At 68.9% G+C, this 11,545-nt stretch carries 11 protein-coding genes; 4 read left to right on the top strand and 7 right to left on the bottom strand.

Translation table 11 applies throughout. The annotated features are described in order from the left end of the window. Positions 1-14: 14 nt before the first annotated feature. From ABZ463_RS20215 to ABZ463_RS20205, 3 genes are all read right to left on the bottom strand, one after another. Positions 15-1,052, bottom strand: a complete 1,038-nt coding sequence (locus ABZ463_RS20215; protein WP_352011042.1) for a methyltransferase — start codon at positions 1,050-1,052, stop codon at positions 15-17. A 619-nt stretch (positions 1,053-1,671) separates the two neighbouring features. Beyond that, positions 1,672-2,364: a response regulator transcription factor gene (locus ABZ463_RS20210; protein WP_362777865.1), complete on the bottom strand. Its 693-nt coding sequence runs from the start codon at positions 2,362-2,364 to the stop codon at positions 1,672-1,674. Positions 2,365-2,803: 439 nt separating this feature from the next. After that, positions 2,804-4,270, bottom strand: coding sequence for a DHA2 family efflux MFS transporter permease subunit (locus ABZ463_RS20205; protein ID WP_362777862.1), 1,467 nt, complete (start codon positions 4,268-4,270; stop codon positions 2,804-2,806). 132 nt (positions 4,271-4,402) lie between these two features. Here ABZ463_RS20205 and ABZ463_RS20200 point away from each other — a divergent pair, with 132 nt between their 5' ends. Further along, complete coding sequence (locus ABZ463_RS20200; protein WP_362777860.1) at positions 4,403-5,053, top strand: TetR/AcrR family transcriptional regulator; 651 nt, start codon at positions 4,403-4,405, stop codon at positions 5,051-5,053. 205 nt (positions 5,054-5,258) lie between these two features. On the opposite strand, the gene ABZ463_RS20195 is transcribed toward ABZ463_RS20200, so the two are convergent. Further along, entirely contained in the window at positions 5,259-5,519 is a 261-nt protein-coding gene (locus ABZ463_RS20195; protein WP_362777857.1) for a hypothetical protein, read from the bottom strand. 143 nt (positions 5,520-5,662) lie between these two features. On the opposite strand from ABZ463_RS20195, the gene ABZ463_RS20190 reads away from it, so the two are divergent. Then, positions 5,663-5,920 carry a holin gene (locus tag ABZ463_RS20190; protein WP_352011047.1) on the top strand — a complete coding sequence of 86 codons (258 nt, stop codon included), beginning with the start codon at positions 5,663-5,665 and terminating at the stop codon, positions 5,918-5,920. Between the two features lie 172 nt (positions 5,921-6,092). Here ABZ463_RS20190 and ABZ463_RS20185 read toward each other — a convergent pair whose 3' ends face one another. Then, a complete protein-coding gene (locus tag ABZ463_RS20185; RefSeq protein ID WP_362777853.1) occupies positions 6,093-6,689 on the bottom strand; it encodes a TetR/AcrR family transcriptional regulator in 597 nt (198 codons plus the stop codon). Between the two features lie 141 nt (positions 6,690-6,830). Here ABZ463_RS20185 and ABZ463_RS20180 point away from each other — a divergent pair, with 141 nt between their 5' ends. Both ABZ463_RS20180 and ABZ463_RS20175 read left to right on the top strand, forming a co-directional pair. Continuing rightward, positions 6,831-7,850 carry an aldo/keto reductase gene (locus ABZ463_RS20180; RefSeq protein ID WP_352011049.1) on the top strand — a complete coding sequence of 340 codons (1,020 nt, stop codon included), beginning with the start codon at positions 6,831-6,833 and terminating at the stop codon, positions 7,848-7,850. Between the two features lie 131 nt (positions 7,851-7,981). Next, positions 7,982-8,287 (top strand): hypothetical protein, encoded by a 306-nt coding sequence (locus ABZ463_RS20175; RefSeq protein WP_352011050.1) that lies wholly within the window; start codon positions 7,982-7,984, stop codon positions 8,285-8,287. 117 nt (positions 8,288-8,404) lie between these two features. Here the strand turns inward: ABZ463_RS20175 and ABZ463_RS20170 are convergent, their stop codons facing one another. Together ABZ463_RS20170 and ABZ463_RS20165 are read right to left on the bottom strand one after the other, a co-directional pair. Continuing rightward, positions 8,405-9,538: an acyl-CoA dehydrogenase family protein gene (locus tag ABZ463_RS20170; protein WP_362777848.1), complete on the bottom strand. Its 1,134-nt coding sequence runs from the start codon at positions 9,536-9,538 to the stop codon at positions 8,405-8,407. Beyond that, entirely contained in the window at positions 9,528-11,447 is a 1,920-nt protein-coding gene (locus ABZ463_RS20165) for a radical SAM protein (protein WP_362777846.1), read from the bottom strand. The genes ABZ463_RS20170 and ABZ463_RS20165 overlap by 11 nt, the downstream gene beginning before the upstream one ends. Positions 11,448-11,545: the final 98 nt, after the last annotated feature.

The following is an 11,545-nucleotide window of genomic DNA, read 5'->3' as shown; positions in this document are numbered from 1 at the left end:
CGGCCTCGCACCTCTCAGCGCTCCTTGTGGCCGACCACCAGGACGTCGTCGGGGGTGTCCTCGGGGCCGACCGTCTCCGGGCGGAACCCCGCCTCCTTGAGCCAGGCATGACACTCGCCGACTGTGTACTCGCCGCCGCCGCGGGACCAGACCAGCATGCTGAGGCTCGCCAGGGTCGCGTAGAGCGGCGGCGTGCCGTTGCCGACCATGGGGTCGTAGACGATGACCGCGCCCCCCGGGTGGACCGCCTCGTAGGCCTTGCGCAGCAGGTCGAGGCGGGCTTCCACACCCCAGTTGTGCAGCACGTGCCCGAAGATGAGCACGTCGGCCCGGGGCAACGGGTCGGTGAAGAAGTCACCGCCGTGGAAGGAGACCGCCTCCTGCCCGCCGAGCTCGCGCATGTACGCGGAGAAGGCGGGCTCCAGCTGCGGCAGGTCGAAGACGGTTCCTCTCAGCCGGGGGTGCGCGCTCACCAGGTGGTGTGCGAGGTTGCCTCGGGCGCCGCCGACGTCGACGAAGGAGCCGTATCCGCTCCAGTCCAGCTCCCCCATCCGCCGTGAGAGAGGGGTGTTGAACATGTCCATGCTCTCCAGGAAGAAGTTCGTCACCTCCCCGTCCTCGTACAGGGTGTCGTAGGGGTTTCCCTCAAGGGCGGCGCGGTTCTGGGGAGCTCCGGTGCGCAACGCCTCCGCGAGCCCGTCCCAGGCGGGGTTCAGCTCGCGGTCGCAGAAGAGCACGTAACCGCCGACGTACTCGGGGCGCCCCCGCACGAGATACCGGTCGGCGACCGCGGAGTTCCGGAACCTTCCTTCGTCCGTGGTCTCAAGCAGCCCCAGCCCCGCCAGCGCCAGGAGGAAGCCACCGGCTCCGGGCATGCGGTATCCGAGCCGACCGCACAACTCCTCCGCGGTGGCGGAGGAGCCCGACAGAGCGCCGAAGAGGTCGGAGTTCACCGCCGTGATGAGAATCCTCGCCTGCCAGTAACCGGCCAGCATCCCCATGACATGGTCAACAGCCGGTTCTCCGGGAGCCGGGACACGCTGATCACCCATATGAGCGCCCTTCTCGGGATCTGTTGGTCCGGTGTTCCGCCGCGCGCGGTCTGGTGTTCCGGTTACACGGTGGTTCGGTGTTCCGCCACGCGGCCGAAGGGCCGGATCTCGGTTCCCCCCGAGGATCGCAGCGCCCGACCAAGAAACGACCAAGGCTCGTTCAACGCCGCGCTCAGGCGGATGCCCGGCCGGGCGGGGACTCCGAGACGTCCCCGGTCCGGCCGACGCGGCCACCACGTGGCCCACGGCCCCGTCATCCCCGAACGATCACCGCCCGCTTAAAAGCCGGGGCCCCGCCGTACGGCCGGAGCGCCGGGCAGCCCGTCCGCCGTCACCTCGCGCGACGCGGCGTCATATTCGCGAGGTGGGGTGACGCCCTGGAATTCCCGTGAAGGCCCGAGGGGTTTTCTCGCCGTTTCGGCACGCCGGCGGCGGGCACGCCCCTGCCGGGAGGGGCCGATCGGCGGCTCGCGTGGAGAACAGAACGCGTGACGGGATGAATACCGTCCGAGAAAGGATTCCGGCGTTCGACGTCCCTATTCGGAAGGGCCGGACGAACCGCGCCGGGAATGCGGTCGGCGAACGCCGGATTCTCCGCAGGAACACGTTATGGAGTGGTTCAGGCGGTGAACTCCTCCGGTTCCCGCGACGCCGTGCGGTGCACCAACCCCTCCCGCAGACTCCTCGCCACGGCCAGCGTGCGGTTCGGGGTGTTGAGCTTGGCCAGAATGCTGGTGACGAGGCGTTTCACACTGTGCTGTGAGAGATGCAGCCGACTGGCTATCTGCTTGTTGCTCAGTCCGTCGACGAGCAGGGACAGCACCTCCTGCTCCCTGGGAGTCAGGTGGACCGGGGCACGGTCGCGGTCGACCCGATAGGGCTCACCCGCCCGCCGCAGAAGTTTCATGGTCAGCTCGTAGGGCATCGGGACCTCGCCCGCGGACACGCGCTCCAGCGCGTCCGCGAGGGACTCGACGCCCAGGTCGTGCTCCGACAGGAACCCGTGCGCGGGCACCGCGGCGATGCGCGAGACGCGTTCGTCGGAAACCCGGTCGAGCAACAGCAACGTCTTGCTGTGCTCCGGGAGCCGGGCGATGAAGGCGACCAGGGATTCGTCCAGATCTTCGACCGGGATGATAAAGATGTCCGTCTCGGATTCGGCGACAGAGGCGAGTTCCGCTCCCCCCTCATAACTTGTGAATGATTCCACGAGCGGTATCCGCTGCAGCAGCTGTTCGAGCCCCAGGCGGCGGAACTCGTTCCTGCTGGCCAGCGTGACGGTCACCTTACAGGCCTTCGACGTCTTTGCCATCGTTTTTCTTCCCCCAGGACACCACGACGATAAGCCTCCAATATCCAACCACCGTCTCATTGAACGCAACTATGCATCGCATGCCATGACGATATGGCGGCCCTCCGCGGCTAGCTCATCCGGCCGGTTCCTTTCCGGCAGGCCGGGATCCGCGGAGAGGAAAACCGAATTCGCAGGCGTACGGCCGGGGCCCGATCGACGAAGAAATCAGGCCGGCACCATCCGGAATGGTTAGCGATATCTCCGCGACCGATGCGAGGTCATCGGCCGTTCCGATCCACCGTGAGTTATGGATCTCAGGTCCGATTCTCCGGAATCAGCGGCGGGAAAGCCGGACCTGAGATCCTCGACGCCGCCGGTTCGATCCGGCCATGGACCGGTCGGCGTCGGCACGGGAGGCGCGGGAGGCCGGTCGCCCCGGGGTGGGGCGGCCGGGCGCCTATCCGTCGGCGTGGACCCCCTCGGTCCGCAGGCTCGCCCGGCCGCCGCCGCTTGACACGGGCTGGGGGCGTCCCGGCAGAAGCGGGGTGGCGACCAGGATGACCAGGGCGACGCCGACCATGAACCAGTACGCGTTGTGGAATCCGCCGGCCGACTCCCCGACGCCTGTCCTGCCGACGCCCGCGGTCGCCAGGACGAGAGCGACGACCGCCACGCCGAGCGCTCCGCCGAACTGGTTGAGGTTGTACAGCACCGAGCTTCCCTGCGGGACCTTCTCCGGCGGCAGCGTCCGGTACAACGCCCCCATCGTCGGCGCGCCCACGGCGCCCAGACCCAATCCGACCGCGAAACCGGCCAGCCCCGACCACACCTCGCCGACGTCTCCGTTGATGCGGGTAAGGGCGAACGCGGCCAGCCCCGCGAGGAGGGCACCGCCCCGGACGAGGTTCCTGGCCCCCAGCCGGTCACTGAGACGGCCGGTCAGGGGCATGGCGAGGGCGGACCCCAGACCCAGGGGCGCCACCAGTAACCCGGCCGCGCGGGCGCCGTGGTCGTGGACCATCTGGTAGTAGAGCGGCAGCGCGAAGAGGCCGGCGTAGGTGGCGACGCCGACGAGTCCCTGGACCAGGACGCTCGCGGCGAAGGCGCGGCTGGCGAACAGCCGGACGTCGATCAACGGTGCGACACGCCGTACCCGAAGCGCGTGCGCCACGTAGCCGGCCAGGAACACGACACCGAGAACCAGTGGGACCAGCACGGGCAGGGTGTCGAAGCGGGCCTGTTCACCGGCTCGCGTCAGGCCGAACACCGTCGCCGCCAGGCCGGGCGCCATCAGCACGAGGCCCATGGCGTCGAGACGCGAGGCGGAACGGCTCTCGGTCGGCGGGTCGGCCGGGATCACCCGGATCGCGAGCGCCAGGGCGACGATCCCGATCGGCAGGTTGATGAAGAACATCCAGCGCCAGCTCACGGCGTCGAGCACGACCCCACCGAGGACAGGACCGAGAACCGGGCCGAGGGACAGCACCACTCCCATCATGCCCATGACGCGTCCCGCCCGGCTCGGCCCCGCCGCCCGCGCCAGGATCACCAGCACCAGGGGGTCGACTATGCCCGCGCCCAATCCCTGGACGACCCGGAAGCCGGTCAGGCTCGGCACATTCCACGCGACCGCGGAGGCCAGCGAGCCGACCAGGAACACCGACAGGCCGAACAACCACAGTCGCCTGACGCCGAACCGGCCGACCGCCCAGCCGGTGACCGGAATGGTGACGGTGAGCGCGAGAAGGTAGGCCGTCGAGGACCAGCTGATCGAGCTCAGCGACGTGTGAAACTCTCTCCCGAGCGTCTCGGCCGCGACGGTGACCATCGTGCTGTCAAGGATCCCCATGATCCCGCCGAGCAGGACCACACCGATCAGCCGCAGCAGCTTGGGGTCCAGACGGTCGTCCACTAGTTGAGTCATCTCAACCTCGTTGAGGGCCGATGGCGAACATGGAATTGAACTACCTGGTTCAAGTTAGCGAACCAGGCGATCCACTTCAACTGATCGGTTCAGAAAAATGAACCGTCGGGTACAGAGAGGTACGATGCTCACGTGAACGGAGCCACGACCTCGTCTGCGCCGAGGCCGAACGTTCGGCGCGGACGCGTCGACAAACGACAGGCGATCCTCGCGGCCGCGTTCCGGGTCTTCGCCCGTACGGGTTACGACCAGTCCTGCGTGCGGGAGATCGCGGCCGAGGCCGGCGTGGCCAAGCCGACCATCTACAACCACCTGCTCGACAAAGAGGCGTTGTTCCACGAGGCGATGCGAGCCGCGGCCCATGACACGTTCGCCGAGGCGTTGACGGCGCTCGACCAGCTCCGCGCCCCGGAAGCCGACACGTACGCGATGCTGGAAAAGGTCGGTCACCACCTGCTCCGGTGCCACTGCGACGAGCGGTCCTGGGCGCTTCGCCGGCTCCTGCACGCCGAGGTCACCCGGTTCCCCTCCCTCGTGGAGGCCATCCACCAGGAGGGGGAACAGCGCGTTCGTCACGCCCTGGCCGACCGGCTGGCGCGACTCGCCCTCACCGGCCGCCTGCGCACGGACGACCCGGACATGGCCGCCGAGCAGTTCCTCGCGCTGCTGACGGGCCCGATGGAGGTACGTTCCGGGCTGGGCACCAGGCAGGTTCCGGACACCGAGACGCACGCCGTGGTGCGCGCCGCCGTCGAGACGTTCCTGCGCGCCTACGGCACCTGACGGGCGACCGTCCGTTCCACGCGTCCCCACCCTTCCGCAGAACCGTACGGTTTCCCGGCCTCCGCACTCCCCACGACGCGTTCCCCACGGCGCTTCCACACGACCGGGCCGTGGCCGGAAGGCCGGGGACACGGCGACGCCCCGCCGTCCCGCGGTGGAGTCACCACAGGACGGCGGGGCGTCGCCGACATGCTTGGCGCGGCCGTCAGCCCCTGGTCTCGACGTTGCCGCCGATCATGGAGGCGGGCGGGCACCAGGTGGAGGAGGAGGCGGTGGTGGGCACCCACGCGCCGAAGTTCTTCAGGACGGTCTGGCCGTCCCGGTAGAGGCAGACGGCCCTGTGCTCACCGGTGCCACCCGAGCAGTAGGTCGTGACCGCGCCGCTGTAGGGGTAGGTCGGCCGGCATCCGACGGGCGCCGCGGACGCGGGGGCGGCGGCTGCCAGGGTCCCGGCGCCCAGCGCCACTGCGAGTACGGCCGCTTACGCACGGGTGGAGTGATGACTTCCTCACTGTGACGGTAAGTGTTCACAAAACTACAAATAGTTACGGTCATGGAAGTATCCACCCTCCAGAGCGCCCCGACCCCGGCGCAGATGAGGAGATCACAATGACGACACGACGGCTCCTGACCGGGACGTACTGGGCGGACACGGTCGAGCGGATGATCAGGGCGGCGGCCTCCAGCGCCCTGGCCGCGCTGAGCGCCAGGCAGGCCGGGTTGTTCGACGTCGCCTGGCCCGCGGTGGTCTCGGTGGCGGGCATGGCGGCGGTGGTCAGCATGCTGACCTCGGTCGCCGCCGGCACGACCGGCGATCCGCAGACCGCCGGGTTCACCACCGGCGCCCGAAAGGGCGCGAGGCCGTAACCGTCAACGCTCCGCCCGACATCCACTCACGACGTCCCCCGTTCGTCACGACCGAGAGACGAAGGGCCGCGGTGGAAGCCGGAACCATGAGGCTCGCCCTCCTCACCGCTTCCACCGTCAGAGCCCTCGGGGCGGCCCCTGAGCGAACCTGTCGGTCCTCACCCGTGGGGATTCACGACCCGTCGGCATTCCTCAGGCCCGCCACGAGGAGTTCGACCAGGCGGCGCGCGTCGTAGCGAGGATCGCCGCCCGCGCCGATACAGAGGTTCCCGATGCCGCGCATGAGCTCGTAGGCCTGGATGCCCGATCGGATCTCACCGGCGTCGGCCGCGGCGTCGAGCAGCCGGCCGCATACGGGCACGAGACGGTCGATGAAGTAGGCGTGCAGCGTGTCGAAGCCGGGGTTGTCCGGCTGCAGCACAGCCGCGAGACCGTGTTTGGTGACCAGGAAGTCGACGAAGAGGCCGATCCATCGCTCCAGCGCCACGTACGGCGTCGCGCCCGAGGCCAGCAGGGCCGGTCCGGCCTCGGCGCACGCCTCGACCTGGTGGCGGTAGACGGCGATGATGAGGTCCGCCCGCGTCGGGAAGTGGCGGTAGATCGTGGCCGTCCCGACGCCCGCCTTGGCCGCGATGTCACGTACCGGCGCCTCGACGCCCGAGGTGACGAAGATCGCGGCGGCCGCGTCGAGCAGGGCCTCCTTGTTGCGCTGGGCGTCCGCCCGCTTGGGGCGGGCCGTACTCCCCGCGTTCTCGTCGCTGTTCTTCACCGCGCCGTTCCCTCCGCCGTCGAGCTTGCTAAACGGGACAACGTTCCATATCGTTAATCGGGACATCGTCCCGTTTATTCATGATGGCAGAACGGGCCCCCGTGTCCAAGCTCCCCCACCTTTGACGGAAGGAACACGGCCATGCAGTACCGCACCTTGGGCCGCACCGGTGTGCAGGTCAGCTCCCTCGCACTCGGCGCGATGAACTTCGGCCAGATCGGCCGCACCACCCAGGAGGAGGTCACCGCCATCGTCGACGCCGCCCTCGACGGCGGGATCAACGTCATCGACACCGCCGACATGTACAGCGCGGGCGAGTCGGAGGAGATGGTCGGCAAGGCCGTCGCCGGGCGCCGCGACGACATCGTGCTGGCCACGAAGGCGGCCATGCCGATGGGTGAGGAGCGCAACCACCGGGGAGGCTCGCGCCGCTGGCTGGTCACCGCGCTGGACGACAGTCTGCGCCGCCTCGGCGTCGATCACGTCGACCTCTACCAGATCCACCGCTGGGACCCGAGCGCCGACGACGAGGAGACGTTGTCGGCCCTGACCGACCTGCGACGCGCGGGGAAGATCCGTTATTTCGGCTCCTCAACCTTCCCCGCGTACCGCATCGTGCAGGCTCAGTGGGCCGCCCGCGAGAACCATCTGGGGCGTTACGTCACCGAACAGCCCAGTTACTCAATCCTGCAGCGCGGTGTCGAGACCCACGTGCTGCCCGTGGCCGAGCAGTACGGACTCGGTGTGCTGGCGTGGAGTCCACTGGCCTCCGGCTGGCTTTCGGGAGCGATCCGTGAGGGCCGGGAGATCACCACCAGCCGCTCGACGTTCATGCCACAGCGTTTCGACACCGCGATCCCCGCCAACCGCGCCAGGCTCGACGCCGTCGAGCGACTGGCCAAGGTCGCCGACGAGGCGGGACTGACCATGATCCAGCTCGCGCTCGGGTTCGTGACCGCGCACCCCGCCGTGACCTGCGCGCTCATCGGCCCCCGCACTTTGGACCACCTGCGCTCGCAGCTCGACGCCGCGGACACGGTGCTCTCCGCCGACGTCCTCGACGCGATCGACGCGATCGTCGCCCCCGGTGTCGATCTGGCCCCGCACGAGAAGTTCGACACCCCGCCCGCCCTGCTCGACCCGTCGCTGCGGCGCCGCTGAACCTCCGGGTCCGTCGACACTCTCGGTGATCAGATGAGAAGGTCCAAAAGCCTGACGGTGTGGTGAGGGTGATCCTTGGGTGGATGGGTGGATAGTTGGACAATCATCCTTTTTCAGAAAGGACACCCCCCATGTCCCTGATCAAGCGTCTCACCATCACCGCAGCCGCTGCGGCCCTCGCCGGGCCGCTGCTGATGGTTCCGGCCGCGCACGCCGCCGGAACCTACACCTGCGACAGCGGGACCTTCTTCGAGCGGGGCCCCGCCGGAGGCACCCCCATCTGGCACGTCTGGGGCAATCCGTGCACGGGCTCCGGTGATGGAGGAGCAAGCGTGATCACCATCTCGTCCGGCTCAAGCGCCGGCACCTACGAGTGCGACCGGGCGAACCTGCTCACCAGCACCTGGGTCTCCGGAAGCGGCTGCGTCAAGCTGTGACCTCCTGAAGACCCACCCACCCGGAGCCGGAGCTGGAAAACCCCAGGTCCGCACCGGCTCCGGTTCGCCGCCGGACCCGCTGGAAACCACCCGATCCGCTTGGAGCCGTCGAACCGGTCACAGAAGGGACTGGCCGATCAGTTCCTTCATGATCTCGGTGGTTCCGCCGTAGATGGTCTGGACCCGGGTGTCCACGAACGCACGGGCCACCGGGAACTCCCGCATCACGCCGTAACCCCCGTGGAGCTGGACACACCGGTCGACCACACGTTGGCACAGCTCGGTGTTCCACCACTTGGCCATGGCGGCCTCCTCCGAGGTGAGGCGTCCGGCGTCGTGTTCGGCCACACAGCGGTCGGTGAAGGCGCGGGCGACCGTGAGCGCGGTCCTCAGCTCGGCGAGCAGGAAACGGTTGTACTGGTGACGTCCGATCGGCCGTCCGAAGACCTCGCGTCTGCCGCAGTAGGTCAGGGTCTCCTCGAAGAGCCGTTCGGCGGTGGCCAATGCCGAGACGGCGAGCATCACCCGTTCCTGCCGAAGGGTCCTGATCAGGTACGCGAAGGCACGGTCCTCACGACCGAGCAGGTTCTCCACCGGGATCTCCACGTCCGAGAGGAAGAGCTCGACGGTGTCGAGCGCGCGCATCCCGATCTTGTCGAGCGTCCTGCCCCTGGTCACCCCGACCCTGGTCGGCTCGACCACGAAGACACCGGCGTCGGAGGGCCGTTCCCCGGTCCGGGCGACGACCAGCACGAGGTCGGCCGTGGCCCCGTTCGAGACGAAGGTCTTCTGCCCGCTGAGCACGTAACGGTCGCCGTCCCGCACCGCCCTGGTCCGGATGCGCCGCAGGTCACTGCCCGCGTCCGGTTCACTGATGGCGACGGCCGTGACCAGCTCACCCGAGCAGAAGCCGGGCAGCCAGCGCAGTCGCTGCTCCGGAGTGGTGTGCGTGCGCAGGTAGAGGCCGCAGATCTCGTTGTGCAGGGAGAGCGCCGGGGCGTGGGCTCCGGCGCGGGCGAACTCCTCTCCCAGCACCGCGTGGTAGCGGTAGTCGGCGACGCCCGCCCCGCCGTACTCCGAGTCGACGTCGAGGCCGAGCAGGCCGTGTTCGCCCGCGCGCAGCCACACGGCCCGGTCCGCGGCACCGTGTTCCTCCCACCGTTCCAGGTTCGGGGTGACCTCCCTGGCGACGAAGGTCCGCACGAGGTCGCGGAACTCCTCGTGCTCCCGGGTGAAGAGGTCACGACGCATCGAGAACCCGATCCCGTACGGCCGCCGCCCGCCAGGAGGGCAGGATGTCGCGCAGCCGGTTCATCATCGCCTGGCAGTAGGCGGCGTTGTGCTCCAGACTGCGGTGACGCGGATAGGGCATCTTCCTGCGGCCTCGATGGTCGACGACGTACCTGCCGGGGTCCGTGACGCCCTCGACGAAACCCGCTTCGGCGAGTGCCCCCACGGCGGCCTCCGGCAGGTCGACCACGAGCCGGTAGCGGTCCCTGTCCACGATCCTCACCTGCGAGAGCGGCACCGCGGGCGCGGAGACGGCCTCCCGGTACACGTACGGTCTGGCCACCAGGTCGAGTTCGAAGACGGCGCGCAGTCTGGGATCGGCCAGCCAGCCCTGTTCGCCGAGGAAGTCCCCAAGCAGGGTGTCCATCTCCGCCCGGTGGGAGTGCAGCACCATGTGCAGGACCTTGCCGATGTTGTTGAGGTCGTAGTTGCCCAGCCCGCGCACCGACTCGGCGAAGAACGCGCAGATCTCCGTGTCGGTGCGGCGGCGGTAGTGGTCGGCGGCGCGGACGAGGAAGTCCTCGTAGGAGCAGACGCCGCTCCGGTCGAGTTCCCTGGCGACGTGGAAGGCGGCGCGGGCGTTGTAGAGGCTGATGACCGCGTAGTAGAACCAGGCCCCGGCCTGGAAGTCCTCGCGGGTCACCCACTTGGTGGCCACGACCACGTCCGCCTCGGCCACGGGGTCGTCGACCCGTACGGTCTCGATGCCCAGCGCCTCCCGCGTGCCGTACATGGGGGTGTTGCGCAGCAGCAGTTGCGGGTAGGCGACGACGGCGTCGGCCCCGGTTCTGCACACCTTGGCGATGCCCGCCTGGAAGGACTTCAGGGTCTCACCGGGCAGCGGCCAGATCAGCTCGGTGTAGGAACTGATCTGCTTCTCGTGCAGCTTGAGCTGCAGCTCCACATAGGTGGACTCCTTGATGTTGGCGCGCTGCACGATCTCAAGCGTCTGCGGGCTCAGCGTCTGCAGCGAGACCGGCTGGCTGGTCAGCAGGCCGCCCTCCACGAGGATCTCGGTGATCTCGGTGACCCGGTCGGGACGGTTCTTCGCCGCCTGGATGGCGATCATCATCGGGTAGCCGGTGCGCCGTTTGCCCTCGACCAGGTGCCGGGTCAGCTCAACGTCGCGGGGCAGCGCCCCCCAGTTGGCGTCGGCGAGGAAGACGCTCTCGACGCCGTGCTCGCTGATCCAGGTGAGGTCGGCCTTGACCCGCTCCAGGTCCCAGCGGTGGACCTTGTCGTTGGTCGCGGCGCCCCAGTAACAGTAGGAGCAGCTGTAGGGGCAGCCCCGGTTGGTCTCCACGACCGCGAAGGTGTACTCCCCGCCGTCGAACAGGCCCATGGCGAACGGCGAGGGGATCTCGTCCAGGTCCGTGATCCGGGCGGGCTTGTCGGTGGTCAGCAGCTCCCCCCGTACCCAGAAGCTCATCCCCGGCACCCGGGTGAAGTCCGGTACGGCCGCGCCCTCGCGGGCGGTGAGCAGCTCGGTGAGCAGCGCGTGGAAGGGCCGTTCCCCCTCGGCGTTGCACACCAGCACGTTCTCCAGCTCCGGCGGCACGTACTCGGCGGCGTGGTTCATCACCTGCGGGCCGCCCAGGACGAAGCAGGCGTCGGGGCGGTGCCGTACGAGTTCGTCGAGCACCTCCTTGATCCGGCGCATGTTCCACAGGTAGCAGCTCATCGCGTACACGTCGGCGTCCTGCGCGAGCAGCGCCGTGACCAGTTCGGCGACCGGCGTCCGCGCCGTGGGGGCGTGCACGAGGAACTCGCAGCCGGCCGCGACGGCGGGGTCCCGCAGGGCGTAGGCCTGCAGGTAGCCCGAGGCCAGGGGCAGCGTGTTGGTGTAGAGCGGCAGTTCGAGCAGGCTCACCCGCAGCGGCCTCGGCAGTGACCCAGACGGTGACCCAGACAGTGACTCCGACGGTGACTCAGGCAGTGACTCAGGCAGTGACTCAGGCAGTGACTCCG

Origin of the sequence: Streptosporangium sp. NPDC020145, assembly GCF_040631275.1 — a bacterium.
GTDB lineage: Bacteria > Actinomycetota > Actinomycetes > Streptosporangiales > Streptosporangiaceae > Streptosporangium.
The sequence above is the reverse complement of the archived record's forward strand: the minus strand, read 5'-3'. Positions and strand labels throughout refer to the sequence as shown.